At 70.1% G+C, this 22,675-nt stretch carries 20 protein-coding genes; 13 read left to right on the top strand and 7 right to left on the bottom strand.

Translation table 11 applies throughout. The annotated features are described in order from the left end of the window. The first annotated feature begins 92 nt into the window (after window positions 1-92). The gene (locus tag P3L51_RS18935; protein WP_354606433.1) at window positions 93-1,013 is read left to right on the top strand and encodes a D-alanyl-D-alanine carboxypeptidase family protein; all 921 of its coding nucleotides are present in this window, start codon (window positions 93-95) and stop codon (window positions 1,011-1,013) included. Window positions 1,014-1,189: 176 nt separating this feature from the next. On the opposite strand, the gene P3L51_RS18930 is transcribed toward P3L51_RS18935, so the two are convergent. Next, a complete protein-coding gene (locus P3L51_RS18930) occupies window positions 1,190-1,870 on the bottom strand; it encodes a ScbR family autoregulator-binding transcription factor (protein WP_354606432.1) in 681 nt (226 codons plus the stop codon). Window positions 1,871-1,963: 93 nt separating this feature from the next. Between P3L51_RS18930 and P3L51_RS18925 the strand changes: the two genes are divergently transcribed. The 4 genes from P3L51_RS18925 (at window position 1,964) to P3L51_RS18910 (ending at window position 5,455) form a co-directional block, all read left to right on the top strand. After that, window positions 1,964-2,899: a ScbA/BarX family gamma-butyrolactone biosynthesis protein gene (locus tag P3L51_RS18925; RefSeq protein WP_354606431.1), complete on the top strand. Its 936-nt coding sequence runs from the start codon at window positions 1,964-1,966 to the stop codon at window positions 2,897-2,899. Window positions 2,900-3,122: 223 nt separating this feature from the next. Further along, window positions 3,123-3,815: an HAD family hydrolase gene (locus tag P3L51_RS18920; RefSeq protein ID WP_354606430.1), complete on the top strand. Its 693-nt coding sequence runs from the start codon at window positions 3,123-3,125 to the stop codon at window positions 3,813-3,815. 290 nt (window positions 3,816-4,105) lie between these two features. After that, a complete protein-coding gene (locus P3L51_RS18915; RefSeq protein ID WP_354606429.1) occupies window positions 4,106-4,906 on the top strand; it encodes an SAM-dependent methyltransferase in 801 nt (266 codons plus the stop codon). 285 nt (window positions 4,907-5,191) lie between these two features. Beyond that, window positions 5,192-5,455, top strand: coding sequence for a TetR/AcrR family transcriptional regulator C-terminal domain-containing protein (locus tag P3L51_RS18910; protein WP_354606428.1), 264 nt, complete (start codon window positions 5,192-5,194; stop codon window positions 5,453-5,455). Between the two features lie 9 nt (window positions 5,456-5,464). On the opposite strand, the gene P3L51_RS36010 is transcribed toward P3L51_RS18910, so the two are convergent. Together P3L51_RS36010 and P3L51_RS18900 are read right to left on the bottom strand one after the other, a co-directional pair. Then, window positions 5,465-6,109 carry an HAAS signaling domain-containing protein gene (locus P3L51_RS36010; RefSeq protein ID WP_435594483.1) on the bottom strand — a complete coding sequence of 215 codons (645 nt, stop codon included), beginning with the start codon at window positions 6,107-6,109 and terminating at the stop codon, window positions 5,465-5,467. After that, window positions 6,106-6,459: a PadR family transcriptional regulator gene (locus tag P3L51_RS18900; protein ID WP_354606426.1), complete on the bottom strand. Its 354-nt coding sequence runs from the start codon at window positions 6,457-6,459 to the stop codon at window positions 6,106-6,108. Before P3L51_RS18900 ends, P3L51_RS36010 begins: the two co-directional genes overlap by 4 nt. 338 nt (window positions 6,460-6,797) lie before the next feature. On the opposite strand from P3L51_RS18900, the gene P3L51_RS18895 reads away from it, so the two are divergent. Beyond that, a complete protein-coding gene (locus tag P3L51_RS18895) occupies window positions 6,798-7,718 on the top strand; it encodes a trypsin-like serine peptidase (RefSeq protein WP_354606425.1) in 921 nt (306 codons plus the stop codon). 103 nt (window positions 7,719-7,821) lie between these two features. Here P3L51_RS18895 and P3L51_RS18890 read toward each other — a convergent pair whose 3' ends face one another. Next, window positions 7,822-8,121 (bottom strand): hypothetical protein, encoded by a 300-nt coding sequence (locus P3L51_RS18890; protein ID WP_354606424.1) that lies wholly within the window; start codon window positions 8,119-8,121, stop codon window positions 7,822-7,824. A gap of 607 nt (window positions 8,122-8,728) precedes the next feature. Here P3L51_RS18890 and P3L51_RS18885 point away from each other — a divergent pair. After that, the gene (locus P3L51_RS18885; RefSeq protein ID WP_354606445.1) at window positions 8,729-9,892 is read left to right on the top strand and encodes a hypothetical protein; all 1,164 of its coding nucleotides are present in this window, start codon (window positions 8,729-8,731) and stop codon (window positions 9,890-9,892) included. Beyond that, window positions 9,889-10,365: a hypothetical protein gene (locus tag P3L51_RS18880; protein ID WP_354606423.1), complete on the top strand. Its 477-nt coding sequence runs from the start codon at window positions 9,889-9,891 to the stop codon at window positions 10,363-10,365. Before P3L51_RS18885 ends, P3L51_RS18880 begins: the two co-directional genes overlap by 4 nt. 70 nt (window positions 10,366-10,435) lie before the next feature. Here the strand turns inward: P3L51_RS18880 and P3L51_RS18875 are convergent, their stop codons facing one another. Further along, on the bottom strand, window positions 10,436-12,460 hold the full coding sequence (locus tag P3L51_RS18875; RefSeq protein ID WP_435594482.1) for a tetratricopeptide repeat protein: 2,025 nt from the start codon (window positions 12,458-12,460) through the stop codon (window positions 10,436-10,438). Window positions 12,461-12,742: 282 nt separating this feature from the next. Here P3L51_RS18875 and P3L51_RS18870 point away from each other — a divergent pair, with 282 nt between their 5' ends. Then, the gene (locus P3L51_RS18870) at window positions 12,743-16,042 is read left to right on the top strand and encodes an AfsR/SARP family transcriptional regulator (protein WP_354606422.1); all 3,300 of its coding nucleotides are present in this window, start codon (window positions 12,743-12,745) and stop codon (window positions 16,040-16,042) included. Between the two features lie 517 nt (window positions 16,043-16,559). On the opposite strand, the gene P3L51_RS18865 is transcribed toward P3L51_RS18870, so the two are convergent. Next, window positions 16,560-16,997, bottom strand: a complete 438-nt coding sequence (locus tag P3L51_RS18865; RefSeq protein WP_354606421.1) for a VOC family protein — start codon at window positions 16,995-16,997, stop codon at window positions 16,560-16,562. Window positions 16,998-17,328: 331 nt separating this feature from the next. On the opposite strand from P3L51_RS18865, the gene P3L51_RS18860 reads away from it, so the two are divergent. Together P3L51_RS18860 and P3L51_RS18855 are read left to right on the top strand one after the other, a co-directional pair. Next, window positions 17,329-18,243, top strand: coding sequence for a metallophosphoesterase family protein (locus P3L51_RS18860; RefSeq protein ID WP_354606420.1), 915 nt, complete (start codon window positions 17,329-17,331; stop codon window positions 18,241-18,243). Next, a complete protein-coding gene (locus tag P3L51_RS18855; protein ID WP_354606419.1) occupies window positions 18,240-18,932 on the top strand; it encodes a 4'-phosphopantetheinyl transferase family protein in 693 nt (230 codons plus the stop codon). Before P3L51_RS18860 ends, P3L51_RS18855 begins: the two co-directional genes overlap by 4 nt. 64 nt (window positions 18,933-18,996) lie before the next feature. Here the strand turns inward: P3L51_RS18855 and P3L51_RS18850 are convergent, their stop codons facing one another. After that, entirely contained in the window at window positions 18,997-19,419 is a 423-nt protein-coding gene (locus P3L51_RS18850) for a DUF350 domain-containing protein (protein WP_354606418.1), read from the bottom strand. A 222-nt stretch (window positions 19,420-19,641) separates the two neighbouring features. On the opposite strand from P3L51_RS18850, the gene bglX reads away from it, so the two are divergent. Together bglX and P3L51_RS18840 are read left to right on the top strand one after the other, a co-directional pair. After that, window positions 19,642-21,999 carry a beta-glucosidase BglX gene (gene bglX, locus P3L51_RS18845; protein WP_354606417.1) on the top strand — a complete coding sequence of 786 codons (2,358 nt, stop codon included), beginning with the start codon at window positions 19,642-19,644 and terminating at the stop codon, window positions 21,997-21,999. A 127-nt stretch (window positions 22,000-22,126) separates the two neighbouring features. Beyond that, window positions 22,127-22,480 (top strand): GNAT family N-acetyltransferase, encoded by a 354-nt coding sequence (locus tag P3L51_RS18840; protein ID WP_354606416.1) that lies wholly within the window; start codon window positions 22,127-22,129, stop codon window positions 22,478-22,480. The last annotated feature ends 195 nt before the right edge of the window (window positions 22,481-22,675 follow it).

The raw sequence follows: 22,675 nt of genomic DNA, 5'->3' as shown, positions 1-22,675 counted from the left end.
CGCCACGTCGGAGCCCCTGGAGGTACCCGCCCATGCGCCCTGCCCCGCACCCTCGCGTCGCCCACCCACTCCGTAGGCGCCTGATCGTCTTCATGACGGCCGCGGTCGCCACGGCCGCCATTGGCCTCGCGGGCGGCACATGGGGATTCACGGATCACGGCGGAGCGGACGACCTGAGCCCCGGGGCGCGCTCCCTCCCGTGGCCGGAGGACGGCCAGGCGAGCGTGTGGGTCGAGGGCGTCGGGAGCCTCGGGGCGAAGGGTGAGCAGAAGCCGGTGCCGATCGCGAGCGTCACGAAGGTCATGACGGCGTACGTGATCCTCAAGGACCACCCGCTCCGGGCAGGGGACTCCGGTCCGGTCATCACGGTCGACAGGAAAGCGGCAGAAGAGTCCGGCTCGGCCCACGAGTCGACCGTCCGGGTCGAGGAGGGGCAGCGGCTCACCGAACGGCGCCTGCTCGAACTGACGTTGATCCCCTCGGGCAACAACATCGCCCGCCTGCTTGCCCGCTGGGACGCCGGGAGCCAGGAAGCCTTCGTCGCGAAGATGAACCGCGCCGCCGCGAAGCTCGGCATGCGCCACACCACGTACACCGACGCCAGCGGCTACGAGTCCACGAGCCGGAGCACCGCCGTCGACCAGGTGAAACTGGCCCGCGAGGTGATGCGCGACGAGGTGCTTCGCGAGATCGTCGCCAAGCCCGGCACCGTGGACCCCGCCACGGGCGCCACGATCCCCAACACCAACACCCTGCTCGGTCACGCCGGCGTCATCGGCCTCAAGACGGGCTCCAGCACGCCGGCCGGAGGCGCCCTGATGTGGGCGGCCACGGCGCGGACGCACTCCTCGAAACGCCTGATCCTGGGCGTCGTCCTCCACCAGCGTGCGGACACCAGCCCGCAGGAGGGGCTTCGAGCGGCGCTCGACAGCAGCGGAAAACTGATCGAGGGGGTGCGGAAGTCACTGGGCACGGCGGTGAGGGCGCGGGCCGGAGAGGCACCGCGTCAATGACCCTCCGCGTCGGTGCGTTTGGAGCGTGTCTCCGCCCCCGACCGCCGCAACTCGTGCGTCGCGGCGTTCGGGCGAAGTGCGGTCGAGAACCGCGTACTTGGTCGGAAGCGAACGGCTGTTGCGCACATCCCGGCCCCGGCCCCCGGACGACTGCCGGGGACATCAACACGTGGACGTCAACAGTAGTTCGGCGGGGCCGGCTCGGTGCGCCGGCCGCGGCCGGCGGTCTCCATCTCCTGTTGGGGGTGGACCCGGTCGAGCAGCGGGGTGGACCGGGGATGTGCCTGGAGCGCGGGCAGCAGGAGGAGCCACAGGTCGTGCAGTCTCTCCTCGATGTGCTCCCGCCCGTCCAGTGCTTCGGAGACGGTGTGCATTCCGAAGAAGGCGTACACCACCGTGTTCCCCGCCTTTCGAGGATTCACGGACGGGGCGAGCGTGCCCTCGCGGTGGGCCTCCTCCAGCAGGCCGACCACCGTCTCGATCCAACCCTCGAACGGCGACGGCAGGGACGCGTCGACGGACTTGCGTTCGGCCCAGAGCCGTGAGCCGCCCCGCACCACGACATCGTCCCGGAACGCGCGGGCGACCGAGAAACTCAGCGCGACGAGCTTCTCCAGCGCCGGGATGCCCGCGTCGCGGTGGCGTGTGATCAGCGTGGGCCAGGTGGCGAACAGCTCCTCCATCACCGCGAGAGCGAGCTTCTCCTTGCCCGCGTAATGGAAGTAGATCGCGCCGCTGGTCCGGCCGGAGAGCGCGCTGATGTCGCTGATGCTCGTACCTGCGTATCCCCGCTCCTCGAACAGTTGCGCAGCCGCCTCCAGAAGAGAACGCCGCGTTGCTTTTGCCCGTCCCTGCACATTCACCCCGATGCCGCACTGTCCCCTTGCAGCAAGGAAATCTAGTCCATACCGCGGTCATGATCGAAAAGACGGAGTGCGGACTCACCGGGCATGAGTTCTTCTGATTACATGGAGAATTCGGTGGCGGCGGCATTCACCGGTGAATCCCGGCTGAGCTGGTCACGTACGGTCCCTCGTGAACTGGTGCACCGTACGTCGGCGGCCGAGGTGCTGCTCACCGACGTACGTCCCGGTGGACAGCGCAACGTGTTCGACGCGGCGGCGTCCTGGCCGAGGTCACACCCCACTTTCCCGCGGGACGGCGCGGAGCTGCACAGTCCGCTGATCGTCGTCGAAACGATGCGCCAGCTCGGCATCTACCTGCCACTGCGTCACTACGCCGTGCCGCCCGAATTCCGGCTGCTGATAACCGATCTGTTCTTCCGGATCGATCCGGACGCCGAACCTCGCGCCACCGCGAATTCCACCGATGTCAGCTGCCGTGCGGCAGTGACCGATATACGTACCGGGCCCGGCGGCACTGTCACCGGACTGCGGATGCAGGTCTCCATCCGCGTCGGCGCGCGGGTGTTCGCACGGGTCGGTGGCGGGGCGCGCTTCGTGAGCCCGGAGCGGTACGCCGCGATACGGGGGCCCAGGGCGACCGCGCCTCCGGCCATAGCCACGAGCAGTTGTGACCGGCCGGAGATCGGGCGGATAGGAGTGGCCGACGCGCGCGATGTGATGATCGCGGTCGACGGCGGCGCCGTGCGGCTGCAACCGGCCGATCTGCGACACCCGTTCTTCTTCGACCACCCTTCGGACCATGTGCCGGGCATGGTCCTGCTGGAAGCGGCGCGGCAGGCAGGCGCACTGGCGGGCGACGGCCGGTGTGTGCGCGCTACCGCCGGTCGGCTGAAAGCGGTGAGCTTCGCCGAGTTCGCGCCGGCCCCCCGCGTGCTGTGCCTGCCGCACCACCGGACCTGCGGTTTCCGTGTCCTGCAAGGAGGCCGGTACGTCGCCTACGGGGCCCTGGATTACCGGTAACACACCTTAATCACCATGTGTTCTTACTTGACTACGTTTCGTGATGGTTCATAACGTAGCGATCGTTATGTTCCTGGGTGGTCCGGGGGAAAGGCCCCCCGGCGTGCACCCACCGGGAACCGATCCACCTCGGAGCGGGCGACCGATGCGGCGAGCGTGCGTGGCGGCACAGTGCTCGGCGCTCCCCCGCTCCTCGGGCATTCCGGAACGGAAACCACATCGCATGACCTCTGAACGCGTCCTCTCCTGGACCCCCTCGGCCATCGTCTTCGACTGCGACGGCACCCTCATGGACACCGAAAAGCACTGGCAGGACGCGAGAGAACACGCGCTCGGCGAGTACGGCCTCACCGCGGCCCCGGGCTTCGCGGACCGGGCCAAGGGCCTGCACTACACCGAATGCGGCCGGCTCATGGCCGAGGAGTCCGGACGGCCCGACCTCGTTGCGGACATGACCGGCAGCCTGCTCCGGATCTTCCGCGACCTGGTCGCCGAGAATCCCGTGACCATGCCCGGAGCCCGTGAACTGGTCATGTCCGCGGCCACGTTCGCCCCGCTGGCCGTGGCGAGCAACTGCCCGCTCGAAGTCGTCGAGTCCTGCCTGGACACGGCGGATCTGCGCGGCTACTTCGACCACATCGTGGTCCCCGACGCCGGAATCCGGCCCAAGCCGCAGCCCGACGTCTACCTGACCGCCGCACGCCACTGCGGGGCGGCCCCGGCCGACACGCTCGCCGTGGAGGACTCCCTCTGCGGTGTCGAGGCCGCGTCGCGCGCCGGAATGCGGGTGCTCGGCGTGGGCCCCTGGCCCGGGGAGCGGACCACGGCGATGGTCGACCTGTGGGTCTCCTCGCTCGCCGAACCGGACCTCTCACGGTGGGCCGACGCGCGTATCCCCCGACAGGCCACGCGCTGAGCCCTGCCCGATCGTGCTGCTCGCGCCCGCCCGCCCGGACCGTGGGCGCGGCGTGAAGGGGCCCCGTTCGGGGCCGGTGAGGCTCACCGGCCCCGAACACCGGCTGTGGACAACTACTCGGGGAATCAAGGAAGGCGCTGGTCCCGGCGATGCGCACCGTGCCATCTGACATCCGGTCATATGAATGGCTTCATGGGACCGGTCGGCGACGCGGCCGTAGCCACCAGGTGATCATCTGGGCAGTAACGTTGCTGCAAGATCTGGCAGTGACGAAGGTGTGGAGCGCGGCTATGCGGAACCCGAAGGATCGGATCGACACCACGAAGGCGCATTCGGCGCGCGTGTACGACTACATTCTGGGTGGCAAGGACCACTACCTGGTCGACATCGAGGCAGGCGACGCGATGTGCCGTCACTGGCCCGCGCTGCCCGTGCACATGCGGGAGAACCGCCGCTTCATGCACCGCGCGGGCCGCTATCTCGGACAAGAGAAGGGCATCCGGCAGTTCCTCGACATCGGCACCGGGCTGCCCACGTCACCCAACCTGCACGAGGTCGTCCAGGAGATCGCGCCCGAGTCCCATGTGGTCTACGTCGACAACGACCCGATCGTCCTCGCCCACGCCCGCGCCCTGCTGAACAGCACCTCCGAAGGCGCGACGGCCTATGTCGACGCCGATATGCAGGACCCGGACTCGATCACGCGAAGCCCCCAGTTCCAGGAGCTGTTGGATCTGGACGCGCCGGTCGGGCTGATGGTCATCGGCATCATGCACTTCATCCCGCCGCCGGGCGACCGCGAACTCGTACGGCGCCTGCTGGAGCCGCTCCCGTCGGGCAGCTATGTGGCGATGACGATCGGCACCGGCGACTTCGCACCGGAGGAGGTCGGCCGGGTGGCGGAGGAGTACAACCGGCAGAACATGCCGATGGTGCTGCGTGAACACTCCACGGCCCTCTCTTTCTTCGACGGCCTGGAACTGGTCGAGCCCGGCGTCACCCAGGTCCACAAGTGGCGGCCGGACGCCGAACAACGGGGCGTCCTCGACAGCGACATCGCGATGTACGGCGCGGTGGCCCGCAAACCCTGACCTACGGACGACCGATGGGTGCGATCAGGAGCGGGGGACGGGACAGCAGGGGTGTTGCGCAGGCGTATGCCGGTGGCGGTGCCGGGGGCGAGGGAACTTGCCCGTACGGTCGCCGCCCGCCTGGCAGCCCTTGGCGTACTTGCGGAGCCTGCTTGCGTACCGCGCGAAGGTCGGGCTCGGGCGAGTTCGCCGGCCAGCACATAGGCGGCGTCACCGACGAGACAGACCCGCCCCGCCGGTCGGACCGCGCGTCCAGGGGCCCCGTCCTGGAACGGTGCCGAACGGATGGACGCGGCCGTCCTGTTGGTCGGTCACGTACGTGGCGTCACCCAGCAGGCTCACCCAGCAGGCGGCCCCGAGGGCAACCCGGAGGCGCAACTGGGCGCCATCCTGGGCGACTTGACGCGGTCACACGGTGAGTCGTCTCCCGCACTCGCGGCGGCCCTCGCATCGGCGGTCGAGTCCGACGGCCGGGATCAGGCGTGGGAGTTCGGCCTGCAGCGCGTCCTGGACGGCCTGGCCGCGCTCATCGAGCAGCGCGCGGGCTGACCGCGGGCGTCATGAGGACGATTCGCCGGCGTCTTGCGACGGCTGCTGCGACAACTGCTCCGAGGGCGTGAACGAGGGCGTGAAGGAGGGCGTGAGCGAGGTGTCGGGACTGACCTCGGGGGGTTCGTCCGATACCTCACTCCCAGGTACGTCACTTTCCGAGGGTGTGATCGACGGGCCCCGCTGCTGCTGATCCACGTCGCTGGACGAGACCGTCGTCCCGAGAACCAGCACACCGAGAACAACCGCCGTCGCCACCGACCCGATCAGAATGTGTGAGACTTTCCGCGGTCGCGCGGGGGGAACAGGCGCGGAACCGCCACCACCCGCGCCTTCCACCGGCGAACGTCCACCGCCGTCGTGGCCGGCCTCGCGTACGGGAGCGGAACCCAGCGCGACGACGGGCGTGGAACCGGTCGAGCCGGTGGACCTCGGGCCCAGCTCCGAGGCCACGATGTCCGCCGGCGGGCCCAGCCGCTTCAGTACGGCGCGGACCGCGTCGGCGTGTACGGCGTCTGCTTCCTCCAGACCGGCGTCTATGTGCTCGACGATTTCCTGTCTGAGCTCCGCGCGGCGTTCGTGGCTGAGGAATACGGAAGCGTTGTCGAGTCGACCCAGATACTCCTCGACAAGCCGATCTCCTGTTGAGGTCACTGTTGCTTCCTCTCGCTGTCCAGAAGGTTGTCGACAGTGGTTTTGAAGGTGTCCCACTCTCCCGCGAAGTCCGTCAACGCCGATCGCCCCGTGGCCGTCAGCGTGTAGTAGCGACGTGGGGGCCCGGTTTCGGACTCTTTCCAGACGGTACTCACCCACCCCTCCTTCCGGAGCCGTGACAGCAGCGGATAGATGGTGCCTTCGCTGGTCGCAAGCCCATGGGCGTCGCACAACTCCCGTACCAGCTCGAAGGCGTACTTCTCCTGGTCGCGAAGAAGTGCCAGAACGCAGAACTGCAGGACCCCACGCCGGAGTTGGCTCACTCCGGAGTGTGCTCCACCAAGTACCATGCAACACAAGGTACCTGTCGAAAGATGTTACCGCCAGGCCGGTCGGCATGTTCCGGGACGGGCCCCGCTCACCGGTTGCGCGTGCCGTTTCATGCTTTGAGGATGTCCGGGGGAACGCGCCCTCGGGACGGTACGGCGTCGCCGTCGGTCGTAGTGTCGTCGCCCACGCGTTTTCGGGTGGGACCGAAGGGGCCGCGCATGGTCGGACATGCCGGTCCCATCGCTCACTTGTGTCACAGATCATCGACAGCGCCAACCGAACAGCGGGGTTCCGCCGTCTTGCCGGTCGGACGGCCAGCCCCCGTCCGTTGCCAGCACCGGCCGAGGAGACACCTGCCATGTCCGAGACATCAACTTCCCTGATCCGGCGCTTTCGTGGCCGGCCCATGGCCCTCGCCGCGGCCGGTACGGCGCTGGCCCTCGCCGCCCCGATCCCGGCGACGGCCGTGACCGGCGAGGCCCGTGCCGCCGCGGCCGGCCCGGTCTCGGTCCTGAAGTACACCGCCAAGGAACGCAAGGACGCCCTCGCCTACTGGACGCCCGCCCGTATCAAGGCCGTGGGGAAGTCCGTGGACCTCGGCACGACCGGACCGAAGGCCAAGCCGTACAAGGGCGTCGCGCTGAAGACCGTGGGGCGGCTGTTCTTCGTCAACGCGCGGGGTGCCGACACGTGGTGCACGGCCACCGCCGTGAAGAGCACCGACCGCTCCGCGGTGATGACCGCGGCCCACTGCGTGCGGATGGGTTCGTCTCCCGGCAACACCAACACCACGATGGTGTTCGTCCCCGGCTACAACAAGGGCAAGAAGCCGTACGGCGTCTTCGCCGTCCGCTCGGCCGCGACCCCGACCGCCTGGGTGAACGACTCCACCAACGACATGGCCGCGCTGGTCGTCGATGCCGACAAGAAGGCCCGCAAGCTCACCGATGTCGTGGGCGGCCAGCCCATCGCCTTCAACCGCCCCGCCGGCGTCACCGTCTCCGCCCTCGGCTACTCCGCCACCCGCCCGCAGCTCGGCGAGGAACTCCTGCGCTGCGTCGGCAAGTCGAAGAAGGAGCACGGCACGCAGGTCATCCCGTGCGACCTGACCGGCGGCGCCAGCGGCGGCCCGTGGCTGGCCGACTTCAACGCCACCACCGGCAAGGGCACCCTGGTCTCGGTCAACGCCTCGCTGGACTCCCTGATCCCGACCAAGATGTACGGCGAGCTGCTGGGGGCCACGGCCAAGAAGGTGTACGACAGCGCCCAGAAAAGCTAGCGAACGGGGCGACGGCCCTCAGGTTCAGGCACGCGGTGCCTGAACTGCGGTTGGTGGCAGCCGAGTCCGGCCGATGACAGTGCCCAGGTGAGTTGACGTGGTGTCATCGGCCCCGGCCGCACATGAGCAGCCCGTCCAACCGGACGGTTTGTCGTTCGGCCGTCCCTGGCGGATTGCGAGGGTGCTCGGGGTCGTCGAAGGCCAGGAGGAACAACCACACGAGCGCGAGGAGCCTGCGGCAGTCCCGGAGGCGAGCGCGTTCCGTAGCGGTCAGGTCGAACTCGGCCAGGAACGACTCGACATCGAGGGGCCGGTCGACCCAACTGACCACATGCTCGGTGATCTCCGCCAGTTCGAAGGCGCGGTCGCTCAGGCCGGAGTCCTCGAAGTCGAGGATCCGCATGCCGGGACATCACCACGACCGGCTCGGCGGCCGCGATGTCCGCGCTGCGGGGGACGGGCGCCAGTCCCGGTGCGTACGTCGCGAGCAGCGTCAGGGCCCGCCACTCCCGCTCACACCGCTCGCGACTCAGGCGGCGCTCGCCTCGGAACGTCTTGGTCACGCCGTCGGATCCCAGCTCGACAGCGTGAGTGCTCCACGGGACAGAACTCATGGGACGCGATCCTGTCAGGCGAGCGTGGAGAAGCAGGCCGACCGGACCGGCTCCATGAAGTAGCGCGCACTCCTCAACCGGCCCCGCCACGACGGGTCTTCCTCGCGGCGGCGTCCGGTCGGCGCGACGGCAGATCCGTGCAAGGTTCTCGCAAGGGTCCGTCGAGCCTTCCGTCCCCCCTGCCGGGCATCCCGTCGGCAGAAGGAAGTTCGTGGCACTCGGAAGAGAAGTCAACAGGGGGACGCCATGTCGGCGTTGAGCAGGACCGGATCGAGTACGACCGAAGCCAACAGGTTCGAAACGAGCACCGTCGAAACGGGCATCAGCGGAACGGGCACCGGCCGAACAGGCCCGATCGAAGCCAACATGGGCGAGTCACGGGAGTGGCTGACCCTGGTGGGGCGCAAGAAGATCCTCGCGGTGGTCCACACCGTGACGTACGGCAAGCGACTGCTCGACGTCCTGTCGCTGCTGGAAGCCGACTTCCGGCTCCAGGTGGTCTTCACCGCCCCGCCGCACGCCTTCGGTGACGACGTGCCCGCCTTCCTCGCGAGGCTGGGGAGCGTCGTGCTGCCGTGGGAGCAGGCGACGCGCATGACCTTCGATCTCGCCCTGGCAGTGGGGCCGCGTGGCTTGCAGTACATCGACGCGCCGCTGATCACGCTGCCGCACGGAGCCAACTACCTGAAGCGGGTGGTCGGGGGAGCGAACGCGGGCGTGGCCGGGCTGCGCAGGCAGGATCTGATGCCCGGTGGGCGGGCGCCGGCCGCCGTCGTCGTGCCGCACCACGCCGAGCTGCGTGAACTGGCGCGCGAATGCCCGGAGTTGCTGCCGCTGGCGCAGGTGACCGGCGATCCCGTGCACGACCGGATCACCGCCAGCCTGCCGCTGCGCGCCGCTTACCGCCGAGCGCTCGGACTCGCCGAAGGACAGAAACTGGTGGCCGCGGTCTCCACCTGGGGTGCGCAGTCGTCCTTCGGCCGGTTCGACGCGCTGCTGCCTCGGCTGATCGGCGAATTGCCGGCGACGCGCTACCGTACGGCCCTGCTCGTCCACCCCAATGTCTGGGCCGGGCACGGCGCCTATCAAGTCAGGTCCTGGCTGGCACGGTGCGGCCAACTGGGAATCGGGGTCGTGCCGCCGGAGGCCGACTGGCGCAGCGTCCTGATCGCGGCGGACTGGATCATCGGTGATCACGGCTCGGTCACTCTCTACGGGACGCTCACCGGGGCGCCGCTGCTGCTGGCCACCTCGCCGGAGCGGGAGATCAATCCGTCGTCGCCCGCCGCGGCCCTCGCGGCGCACGCGCCGACACTGTCGCCCACCCACCCGCTGGTGGACCAACTCGACTACGCGGCAAGGGAGTACCGGCCCGAGGAGTACGCCGCGATAGCGTCGCGCATCACCTCGGAGCCGGGACGGTTCAACCGGAACATGCGCAAGCTGATGTACGGGCTGTTGGGCATGGGCCAGCCCGCGCACGAGCCGGTGACCGTCCCGCTGCCGGCGCCGCCGCCGCTGCCCGCGTGGGCGCCGGAGCGCGGGGAGGTGTCGGCGTGAAGCGCTTCGTCGTGGTCGAGGCGAGCCCCTTTCCCGATGTGCTGCGCGCGCGGTGCGCCGACACGTCGTTCGGCGTACGGCTGAGCCCGGCGAGCCGTGTCCACGGTGCGTCCGTCATCGACGAGCACTTCGTCGTGGACGTGGACGCCTGCCGGGACGGCCGCCTGCTGGACTGCGCGGATGTCCTCCAGGGAAGCCGGGCCCGCCCGGTCGCCGACGCGCTGCGCCGGCTGACGGACCTCACGTCCGCCCACCCGGCTCGCGGAATCGCCGCGATACCCCTGGCCGGTGCCGGACGCACGAGCGGCTGGGCCGTGGCCGGCGGCTCCGACCGGGCCGTGGTCCTCGTACCCGGCGGGCCGGATCCGGCGTCCGGAGCGAGGTCGTTGCTGCCGTCGTGCCTGCACGCCTGGCTGGTGGCAGGACGCTCCCTGCGGGAGTGGCCGTACGCGCGCGACGCACTGTCCGGCTGAGCGGCACCGGCGCAACCGCACCGGGGCCGGGGCCGGGCCGTCGTCGACGGCCCGGCCCCACCGCACCGGATCACCCGCCCCCGCCGAGCCGACGCGCGTCGGCGGGGCTGGTGGCCTCGAACAGGGCGAGGGCCCGTGTACGGAAATCCGCCGCGGCCGTCGCGTCATCATGCTCCGCTGCACTCTCGCCCAGCATTTCCAGGGTGCGGGCCTGCCAGAAGGCGGCCCCTGATCCGGTGAAGACCGCCAACGCCTCGTTCATCCTCGCCACGCCCCGCGCGTACGCGCCCGCCCGGACACCGGCGCGCCCGAGGAAGGCGAGGGCCCGCGCGGCGTCGTGCGGGTCGTTCACCGCGACCATCGCGGCATGGGCCCGGGTGAAGCAGTCGACCGCCTCCTCCGGCGCGCCCGCCGCGAGCGCGATCTCGCCGAGAGTGGTCCGGGCGAGAGCCGCGCCTCGTGGGTATCCGCAGCCCTCCCACACGGCGATCGCGCGGTTCAGGTGGGTGACGGCGTCGGCAGGCCGCCCCGCCTCGCGATGGCACGCGCCGAGGCCGAGCAGCGCCTGACCCTCGTCCCGTACGTCGCCCGCGTCGCGCGCCGCCTGGAGGGAGGCCCGGTACCAGGCGGCGGCCTCCTCCGTGCGGCGGGCGGCGCCCAGGCCGATGGCACCGGAGTTGAGCATCTGGCGCTCGGCCGCCTTGTTCCCGGCCAGCCGGGCGGACTCCAGGCCGATCTCGTGCGCCTCGATCCACGCGGCGTAGTGGCGTAATCGCAGGAAGAGCGGCCACATGGCGTCCACGAGCATCCAACTCGTGTCGTGCCAGCCGCTGTTCGCCGCGAGACGTACGGCACCCAGCAGTTGCGTCCGATGGGAGTCGAGCCAGCCGAGCGCCGCCACGTCGTCGGCGAACGGCAGCGGAAGATCCGGCTGGTGCACATAGATCCTGGGAAGGGTGAACTGCACCGGGGTCAGGCGCTCCTGAGCCGCCGTCGCCGTGTGCAGGCACCAGTCGCAGAAGCGGCGCAGCGCCTCCTCGCGGGCGGCGCTCGTGTCGTCCTCCCGCGCCCGGTCGTGCGCGTGGATCCGTACGAGATCATGGAAGCGGCAGCTGTCCGGGCCGACGTCCTCCACGAGATTCGCCTCGACCAGCTCGTCCAGCCGGCGCTCCGCCCAGTCCGGCGACTCGCCGCAGGATGCCGCGGCGGTCATCGCGTCGAAGGTGCGCACCGGGAGCAGACCGAGCGTCCTGTACAGGCGGGCGCCTTCCTCGCTCAGGACCGCGTACGACTCGTCCAGGGCCTTGTGCACCGACGTCTCCCCTTCGACTTCGAGCGCGGCCAGCCGGCCGCCGCCCGCGTTCCGGGCGAGGGCGTCGGCAAGCGCCCCCACCGACTGTCTCGGTCGTGTCGCGAGCCGGGCGGACGCCAGACAGACCGCGAGCGGAAGGCCCGCGCAGAGGGCCACCAGACGGCGGACCGCCGGGAGTTCATCCGCGACGCGGTCGGCTCCGATGCCCCGGCTGAGCAGTTCGACCCCGGCGGCCGGACCGAGGGCGTCGAGCTGGTGGAAACCCGCTCCCTCCATGCGCAGGCCGGTCAGTCTGCGGCGGCTGGTGACGACGACGAGTCCGCCGGGCCCGCCGAGCAGCAGCGGCCGGATCTGAGCGGCCGTGAAGGAGTTGTCCAGCATGACCGCGATCCGCAGGTCGGCGGTGAAGGACCGCCACAGCGCGGCCAGTTCGACCGCGTCGGTGGACGGCGGACCGGCGCCCAGTGCCCGGAGGAACTGGCCGAGGATTTCCGCCGGTGCCAGCGGCCCGCCCGCCGAGTGCCCCCGCAGGTCCGCGTACAGCTGGCCGTCGGGGAATTCGGTACTGAGCGAACGAAGCCATTTGGACACCAGGGTCGTCTTGCCGATTCCGGCCGGACCACTGACGACGATCAGTGGCAGTCCGGTGTCGCGCAGTCCGTTCAGCGACGCGACATCCCCCTCCCGGTTGGTGAAATGAGCGGGCACGGGCAGCAGTTGGCGCGGTGGCGCCGCCCGCGCGGGTGTGGTCGGCGCGGGGTGGAGATGAATGCCGCCGTGCACCTCACGGGCCTGGACAGTGGGGCCGTACAGTCTCGCCTCGCCACTGATCTCATTCCCGTGAGGCCCTTGCGAACCTTGCGAAGCCGTACTCGAAGCACTCATCCATCCGCCCCCGCAGATCGATTGTTATTTACACGGACTGTTTCGGGTCCTACCCCGGCGCGGCTTGGAATGACCATCAGGAATAAGAACGGATCGCGCCAACTATGGCAACGGTGTATGGCGGCATTCACCGCGTGATGACATGCTCGTGGGCCATCCGACGAACCAGCGGGGGCGCTGGTGGAATTCCAGATTCTCGGACCGGTGGGGCTTCGGCTGAACGGGCGCTGGCTGACGCTCGGATCGGACAAAGAGCGGGTGTTGCTGGCCGCGCTCGCACTTGATGTGGGGCGTCCCGTCGCGATCAGCGAGCTGATGGAACGACTCTGGGACGGCGACCCGCCCGCGCGCGCCCGCGAGAACGCGCACACCTATGTCTCGCGCATCCGCCGACAGTTGCGTGCCGCCGGTACGGGGCCGGGCGCACCCGCCATCGTCGGTCGGGCGCACACGTACACCCTGCGGACCGCGCGTGATTCCGTGGACCGGCAGCGCTTCCAGCACTTCGTCGACACGGCGTTCACCAGCGACGGTGACGCGCGGGCGGTGGAACTGCTCTCCCGCGCCGAGGAGCTGTGGCAGGGCGAGGCGCTGGCGGGTCTGCCCGGGTTCTGGGCCGCGACCGTACGGACGACGCTGGCGGAGACGCGGCTCAGCGCCAGTGCGTCACGCATCGCCGCAGGACTGCGGCTGGGGCGCTTCGCCGAACAGGTCGGCGAACTGTCCGCGCTGGTCGACGGGCACCCCGGGGACGAGACCCTGCTGGGCCAGCTGATGCTCGCGTACTACGGCAGCGGACGGTACGCGGACGCGCTTCGGGTCCACCAGCGGGCCCGGCAGGCGCTCATGGCGGAGTACGGGGCGCTCCCCGGCGTCGAGTTGAACACCATCCACCAGGGTGTGCTGGCCCGCGTACCGGCACGTGAGCTGGCGCACGGGGGTGGTGGTGGGGAGCGAACGGCGGGCTCACTCGCTGTGGTTGCCGGGGTTCCTCAGCCGCCCCAGCCGGAGGCGCTCCCGTCCGACGTGCTCCCGTCCGATGTGTCTCCACCCCGGAATCTGCCGCAGCAGCCGACGCTCGTGGGGCGCCGGTCGGAGTTACAGGCCCTGAGCTCGATGATCGCCGACGAGGGGGCGCACGGCGGAGCCGTCGTCACCGTAGAGGCCGTGAGCGGCATGGCGGGCGTCGGCAAGACGGCCCTGGTCGTCGCCACCGCCCACCTCCTCGCGGAGAGGTACCCCGACGGCCAGCTCTACATCAACCTGCGCGGGCATTCACCCGCCCAGGAACCGCTCACCGCCAGGGCGGCGCTGGCGACCCTGCTGAGGCTGCTCGGCGCGCCTGCCTTCTCCATTCCCGCGGAGCTGGAGGGGCGTACGGCCCTGTGGCGGACCATGCTCGCCGAGCGCCGAGTGGTCATCGTCCTGGACGACGCGGCCGGAGCCGAACAGCTCGGCCCGCTGCTTCCGAGCGGCTCACCGTCCCTCACGATCATTGCCAGCCGCCGGCATCTGACCGGTATCCCACAGGCGTTGTCGGTCCCGCTCGATGTCCTCTCGAAGGAGGACGCCATTACGCTCTTCCGCGGCTTCGCGGGCGAGGAACGCACCCGCGACACAGCGGAGACCGCGCGCATCGTGAGCTTGTGCGGGTACCTGCCCCTCGCGATCGAGCTGGTGGCGCATCGATTTCGGGCCCGTACGTCCTGGACGCTGGGCGTCCTCGCCGAGCGCCTCGCCCGAAGTCCGGGGCGGCTGGCGGAGATTCGCACCGCGGATCAGGAACAGGAGATGACGCGGGCGTTCGCTCTCTCCTACCGGACCCTCACCGCGCAGCAACGGGCCGCCTTCCGCCGCCTCGGGCTGCATCCCGGACCGGATTTCACCGCCGACGCGGCGGCCGCCCTGCTTGGCCTGCCACCGGATACGACGGAGCGATTACTTGAGGGCCTGCTGGCATGTCACCTGCTCAGGGAGCCCGTACCGGACCGCTATCGCTACCACGATCTGCTGCGCGAATATGCCCATGGTCTGTCCAATTCGGAGGACGGTGAGCACGAACGCCGTCAGGCGCTCGCCCGCCTGACGGATTTCTACGTCACGACGACCGACCTCGCGGACCGAATCGCCTATCCCCGGCGTATACGGGTGGAGCCACCGGCTCCACCCGTGTCGACGCCACCGCCGTCCCTGCCGTCCCTGCCGTCCCTGCCGTCCCTGCCGGACGCCGCCACCGCGCGGTCCTGGCTGGCCGCGGAACGTGGAAACCTCCTGGCGGTCGAGGGTCACGCCCGGCGCGGCGGCGCGCCCGAACGGGCGGCCCAACTCGCTTACGCCCAGGCCGGGTTCCTCCAGTCGGACTGCTACTGGCATGACGCCAAGAAGCTCCTGCGGCATGCCGTCGCCCACTGGGAAGCGGCGGGCGACGAACCGGCGCTCTGCCGCGCCTTGATCGACCTGTGCGCGGCGGACGCGAGCGTCGCGAGTTACACGGAGGCCGCCGGGGCGGGCGAGCGTGCGCTGGAGCTCGCGCGGGCGCTGGGGGACGAACCTGCGGAGGCCGAGGCGCTACGCGTTCTTGGCACGCTGAACTGGCATCTCGGCGAGAATCGCACCGCGCTCGTACTGCTTCAGAAATCCCTCGCCATCACATCGCTCTCGGGTGACGTCTGGGACAAGGCGCGAAGCCGAAACAATATAGCGGTCACGCTGTTACTGCTCGGGGAACGTGGTCGGGCGCTCGTGCATTTCCGCGATGCTCTCGCGGATTTCAGAGAAGCGGGTGACGAGACCGCATCCGCCAAGACGCTCAACAATATGGGCGAAGTGCAGATGCAGGCCGGAGAATTGGCATCGGCCCGTCGGTCGTTCGAGGAATCCCTTTCCCTTCTGGAATCCGCCGGAAGCCGGTACGACCGCGCGACGGTACGCAGGAACTTGGCCGAAGTCCTGACGGGGGCGGGAGAGCCCGCCGCGGCTCTTGTCCTGTTCGGTGAGACGCTTTCGGAATTTCGTTCGCTCGGTGACAGGAAGAGTCAGGCCGAAGCTCTGGTCGGGATCGGCGAGGCGTACTGGGGGCTGGGGGACGCCGCGGCATCCGTCCGGCACCACCTCGAAGCCCTGAAGATCGCGCAGGCCATAGGGGCGGCCCACCACGAGGTCCAGGCCCTGCGCTGCCTCGGGCGGGCGGAGTTCGCCGATGGTCGATCGGCCGCCGCGACGGACCGTCTCCGGGCCGCGGTGGCGGTCGCCAACCGCACCCATGACGTCGATGAGGAAACCGCCGCGCGGACGCTCCTGGCGGAGGTGCGACTTGCCGCGGGAGATGTCGATGAAGCGCTCATGACATTACGTCAAGCATTCGAATTGGTCCGGCATCGGGACGGTATTGATGCGCGTAGAATCTTTCGCCGTCTGAGCGATATCGAACGTATGGTTGATGGTGAATCGGATGCCAGTTCTACGCTGCGCGACGAATAGTGCACAGGATGGCACGTCAGTTCGTTGGGTTCGGTAATCTGTGCGATATGAGGTAGCGTTCCCCTGAAGATCAACAGGCACGGGGAAGGAAACCTCAAAGGTGAGCAGAATCTTGGCGGTCAACACCCTCGAATTTTTGACCGTCTTGGTACAGAACGGCTGCATCATGATCTGAAGCAGCCCGCTGGTTGACACCGGGGCCCGCCGGGGTGGTCGCAAGGCGACCCCGGCGGGCCCCGCTCCCTTGTGCTGCCCGTCACGGCCGACGGCCGAAGAACTCCACCTCCGCCAGGGCGATCCGGCGGTCCTTCGAGTGCCCTCCACCTTCTCGCCGACCGCCCCGCGCTCGGTCTGGACCGACGCGACGACAGTGACGCCCTGATCGAACGCCGGCTCGACAGCAGCCGGGTCCCGATCGGCCGCCGGGCACGACGAGCGGCCGCACCGCCGGTGCGGGTCGGCCGGTACGACCGACAGGACGTTGTCGCTCAGCTACCCGCCCGATTCGTCGGCGGAGTCAAGCGACGCAGAACTCGTGGCCCTCAGGGTCCGCCATCTCCACATGGTCCGGCCGGCCCTTCAGGTCGTGCTCGCGTACCACCGTGGCGCCCGCCGCCGTCAGTCGCTCGACCTCGGCGGTCACCCGTGGCCACCGTGTCTCCCAAGGGGTCTCCCGGCCGCCGCCGACCCGGAGGTCCAGATGCAGGCGGTTCTTCACCACCTTCGACTCCGGGACCTTGATGAAGGACAACGTGGGCCCGACGCCGTCCGGATCCGAGAGATACGCCCCGTCGTCCCACTCCTCCTCAGGAACCCCGCAGTCGATGAACCACGCCTCCCAGGACGCGAAACCGACGGGCGGGGGCGGCTCGACATACCCCAGGGCGAGCGCCCAGAACTCCGCCAGTTTCGCGGGGTGCGCGCAGTCGATCGTCAGGCTCCATTTGGTGGACACCGTGCCTCCCAGGTCGTGTCCACGAACCGTATCGGGCACCACTGACAACGCCGGAGAACCGAAACCGCCCCGCTCGCCCGGCCGTCCCGCCGTCGCTCACCACCCGGCTGCTCCCCGACCGGCTCGACGGCACCCTCACGCGACCGGTCGGGGAGAAGGCCGTTCTCCCGTCACGGTGCCTGCAACCACCCCCGTACCGGGGAAGCGCCGCCGCGTACCCCCCAAGGGGCCCCAAGGGGGCAGGGGAGAGTAGGGGTTGATCGACGTGGACGCGTACATATCCTTGTGGGATGCGCTACTTGCGGGCCCGTCGAGTTCGGAGCGATTGCCGGTGACCTATGAGATACGCGGCGCGGCGCCACCCCCGCCCGCCGGCCCGCCCCCGGCGAAGCCCGGACGACTTGTCGCGACGAGCGATCTGCACATCCGGTACGCGGAGAACAGGAAGATCGCGGACTCCCTGTGGCCCGAGTCGGAGCACGACTGGCTCCTGGTGGCCGGTGACATCGGCGAGTTGGTCTCCGACATCGAGTGGACCCTGCGCACCCTGAGCGAACGGTTCGCGAAGGTCATCTGGGTGCCCGGCAACCACGAGCTGTGGACCGCCCCCGACGACCCGATCCAGCTCAGGGGTGACGCGAAGTACCGCCACCTCGTGGAGATGTGCCGGGGGCTGGGGGTCGTCACGCCGGAGGATCCCTATCCCATCTGGGAGGGCGCGGGCGGACCGGCCGTCATCGCGCCGCTGTTCCTCCTCTACGACTACTCCTTCCGGCCCCCGGGCACGGACTCCAAGGAATCGGCCCTCGCGGTCGCCGAGGCCGCCGGGGTCGTCTGCACCGACGAGTTCCTCCTCCACCCCGACCCGTATCCCAGCAGGGAGGCGTGGTGCCGCGCCCGGCTCGTGGCCACCGAGCGCCGGCTGGCCGAGATCCCGCCCGAGCTGCCCACCGTGCTGATCAACCACTGGCCGATTGTGCGTGAACCCACGGACGTCCTGTGGCGCCCGGAGTTCGCGCTGTGGTGCGGCACGGAGGGCTCGGCCGACTGGCCGCGCAGATTCCGGGCCGCCTCGGTCGTGTACGGGCATCTGCACATCCCCCGGCTGATGTGGTGCGACGGGGTGCCTCATCAGGAGGTCTCCCTGGGCTACCCGAGGGAGTGGGGACGGCGTACGCAGGAGCCGGGCCGCCCCGTACAGATCCTGCCGGTGCCGGTCCGTGAGGAAGCGGGGCGGACGCGATGATCGAGCGCATCGTGCCCGCCGCGGCGATGACGGCCGAGGCGTACGGAGACCTGCCGGAGGCCACGATCTTTCCCGAGGAGGAGCTGATCGTGAAGTCCGCCGTGGCCAAGCGCCGGGGCGAGTTCAGCACCGCCCGGCACTGCGCGCGGCAGGCACTTACGCGGCTGGGCGCGCCGGCGGGGGCGATCCTCATCGGCGAGCGTGGCGCGCCGCTGTGGCCGGAGGGGGTGGTCGGCAGCATCACGCACTGCGACGGCTACCGCGCGGCCGTCGTCGCCCGCCCCGCCCAGGTCGCCTCGATCGGTATCGACGCGGAGCCCGCGCTGCCGCTGCCCTCCGGGGTGTTGGAAGCGGTGGCCCTGGCCGACGAGCGGATCGCGGTCAAGGAACTGCTGGAGTCCGCGCCGGGCGTGCCGTGGGACCGGCTGCTGTTCAGCGCCAAGGAGTCCGTCTACAAGGCGTGGTTCCCGCTGATGAGACGCTTCCTGGAGTTCGAGGGGGCCCGGCTCGTCTTCGACCGGGCGGGAGGCGTCGACCCGCTGGGAGCGCCCGACCCGGTGGGAGGGACGTTCACGGCGCACCTCCTCGCGGGGCCGGCGAAGGCCGGGAGTCGTACCCTGCACACCTTCGACGGACGCTGGCTCTCGGAGAACGGCATCGTGCTGACGTCCGTCACCGTCCCCGCGTAGTGGCGTGACCGGGCTGTCCGAGGACGGACAGCCCGGTCACACGCCACCGTGCGCCGCGCGGCGCTCAGGCGATCGACGCCGACACGATCGCCGCCACGGCGATGTTGCACGACGCCGTGACCCACACCGCGGGGTGCGGCTCCGCCTCGACCAGCGTCGCGCCCAGCTTGCCCGGCGTCACCAGATCCACCACCAGGAACGCCACCGCCATCATCACGAGGCCGAGCACCCCGAACGCGGCCGTCGACGCGAGGCCCTTGCCGAAGTCGTCGTACGTCGTCCAGATGGACGTGAAGACGATGCCGCCGATGCCCAGGAGCGCCGAGCTGAGCAGGAGTGCGGCGTTGCGGTTCCGCTCCTCCCAGATCTGCTTGCCGAGCTTCCCCGGTGTCAGCACGTCGACGAGGACGATACCGAGGATCAGAAGGACCACACCGAGCGCGCCGTAGGCGCCCGCTCGGCCAAGTCCGTTGACTATGTCGTTCATTGGGAAGCTCGTCTCCGCTGCTGAAGATGATCGTGGCAAAGGCGTCGCAAAATGTATCGCACGGTGTACGAGCTGCGACGGGGAGCCGGAAACCGCAGCCGAACCGCGTCCCTACCGTGGCCGGAAGCCCGTGCTTCCCGCCCGGATTATCGATCAACGTGCCCGAGCTCCTGCTTTGTCCTGCTGTGCGGCGTGCGCGGAACAGGCACAGACACGCACCTCATGAGGCGGCGCACCCTGCTCACTACGATCGGTGCGACCGCCGTCGCGGCAGGCGCGCCGGCACGCGCGTCCGCCGCCGTCGGCGGTCCCGCGCCCGCCACCGAAAGGACCCCAGTCGTGCAAGCCGCCACCCCGGCCAGCCAAACGGACAGCGCACCGGAGAGCACGTCGGCCGACTCCCCGGCCAGGAACGATCCGTACGACCGTCCCGTCGCCGAACTGCTCGCCAGGATGACCGACGACGAGAAGCTCGGCCAGCTTCAGCAGCTCGCCTGGGCGGGAGCCACCGGCCCCGGCGGCACCCAGACCCGGGAGGCCGAAGAGGCCGCCCGCGCGGGCCTGTTGGGCTCCGTACTCAACATCCACGGCGCCAGGGAGAGCAACGCCCTCCAGCGGATCGCGGTCGAGGAGTCCCGGCTCGGCATCCCGCTGATCTTCGGCCTCGACATCATCCACGGCTTCTGGACCACCTTCCCGATCCCGCTCGCTCAGGCGGCCAGCTTCGACCCGGCGGTGTCCGAACTGGACGCGTCGGTCTCGGCGGCCGAGGCGCGCTCCAACGGTGTGCACTGGACGTTCGCGCCGATGATGGACGTCACCAGCGAACCGCGCTGGGGCCGGATCGCGGAGTCCGGCGGCGAAGACCCTTATCTGAACGCGGTGCTGGCGGCGGCCAAGGTGCGCGGCTACCAGGGCGGCGACCTGAAGGCGAAGGACCGTATCGCCGCCTGCGCCAAGCACTACGTCGCGTACGGCGGCGCCGAGGGCGGCCGGGACTACAACACCGTCGACGTGTCCGAGGCGCGGCTGCGCAATCACTACCTACCGCCCTTCAAGGTGGCCGTGGACGCCCAAGTGGCCACCGTCATGGCCGCGTTCAACACCATCAGCGGCGTCCCCGCGCACGGCAACGAGCACACCCTCACCCGGATCCTCAAGCAGGACTGGGGATTTGACGGGTTCGTCGTCAGTGACTGGTCCGGAGTCCAGGAACTCATCCCGCACGGCTTCGCCGCCGACGGTGAGGACGCGGCGCGCCTCGCGCTGGGCGCCGGCGTCGACATGGAGATGGTCAGCACCCATGTCGCCGACCACGGGCGGAAGTTGCTGCGCGAGGGGCGGATCGACGCCGCGCGGCTGGACGACGCGGTGAGCCGCGTCCTGCGCGTCAAGTTCCGCCTCGGCCTCTTCGACGACCCGTACGTCCCCGAGAAGGCGGAGATCACCGGCCCGACGGCGCGGGCCAGGTCGGCCGCCCGCACGGCCGCCGCGCGCTCCATGGTGCTGCTCAGGAACGAGGGCGGCGCGCTGCCGCTCGCGAAGAGCGTCCGCTCCCTCGCCGTCGTGGGGCCGTTCGCCGACTCCGACGACCTCCAGGGCACCTGGGCGGGGCCCGGCGCGGAGAAGTTCCGGTCCGTCACGGTGCTCGACGCCGTACGGGCCGCCCTGCCGGACACCGAGGTGACCCACGCCCCGGGCATCGACGCCGCCGGGCAGGACACCGGCACGGTGCCCGACGCGGTCGCCGCGGCACGGGCCGCCGATGTCACCGTCGTCGTCGTGGGGGAGAGCCCCGCCATCAGCGGCGAGGCGAACTCGCGCAGCGACATCGGACTGCCGGGCCGCCAGGACGAGTTGATCGAAGCGGTCGCGGCGACGGGCAAGCCGTACGTCGTCGTCCTCGTGAACGGCCGCCCGCTCGCCCTCGGCGACTGGGCCGACGACGCCCCGGCCGTACTGGAGGCGTGGCACCCCGGTATGGAGGCCGGGAACGCGGTCGCCGACGTGCTGTTCGGCGACGTCGACCCCGGTGGCCGCCTCCCGGCGTCCTTCCCCCGTACGGTCGGCCAGATCCCGGTCAACTACAACCACGAGCGGACCGGCCGCCCCTACGACCCCGCCGACCCGGACCAGCGCTACGTCTCCCGGTACCTGGATGTGCCGGACGGCCCGCGCTACCCGTTCGGCCACGGCCTGAGCTACACCACCTGCACCCTCACCGAGCCCTCGCTCAGCCGGAACTCGATCGCCGCCGCGTCCCTGCGCGAGGGCGACACGGTGGAGGTGGCCGTCACCGTACGCAACACGGGCGAGCGCGACGGCGACGAGGTCGTCCAGCTGTATCTGCACGACCCGGTCGCGAGCATCGTGCAGCCGGTACGGCGCCTGCGCGGATTCCGCCGGGTGGGTCTCGCGGCCGGGGAGTCCACCACAGTGCGCTTCAGCCTCGGCGCGGAGGACTTCGGCTTCTGGACCAACGATCCGGCGGGCCGGTTCGTGGTGGAGGAGGGCACGGTCGACATCATCGTCGGCACCAGTTCGACGGCCACCGCCAAGGACACCTTGACGATCACCTGAGGACGGACCCGGGGTCGGGTCCACTTGCCCCACGAGGAGGCCCGCCGGATGATTCCGGCGGGCCTCTCGCTTGTACGGAGAGCACCCGGAGAGCGTTTTCTCCGACGACCAGGGAGACGAACCCGTCATGGCAGAGATCGACATCCGCGACAACCGCGCGCAGGGCCGGCTGGAGGCGTACGAGGGCGACGAGCTGGTCGGCGTCGTCGGCTACTTCGTGCTGGCGGGCGCCCCCGCCGCCCTTGTGGCCGTGCACACGGTGGTCGAGCGGGGCCACGAGGGCAAGGGCATCGCGGGCACGCTGGTGAAGGAGTTCTACGAGACGGCGGCCCGCGAGGGCGTGCCCGTCGTACCGCTGTGCCCGTACGCGGCCAGGTGGGCGCAGCGGCACCCGGACGAGGTGGCCGTGGCGCCGGTGGCGGCCGAGGAGACGGTGCGCGCCGCCGAGGCCCAGCTCAAGGCGGATTCCGCGCGCTGGTGAGGCCGCGGGGGCGGTGCGCCGGGCGCCGGCGGGAGCCGCCCGGGCGGTGCGCCGGGCCGATCATGAGTGGACCCGGCGCGCGTGGGCACGCGCATCGGGAGACATTGGGAACGCACGAGTCCGTACTTTTGGAGGACTGGCATGACCCATCCGTATCCCGACCCCGTACCGCCTGTCTCTTATACACATCTCCGA

This window comes from Streptomyces panacea, assembly GCF_040560175.1.
Classification (GTDB): Bacteria; Actinomycetota; Actinomycetes; order Streptomycetales; family Streptomycetaceae; genus Streptomyces; species Streptomyces panacea.
Note: the sequence above shows the minus strand (reverse complement) of the source record. Positions and strands in the feature narration are given on the sequence as shown.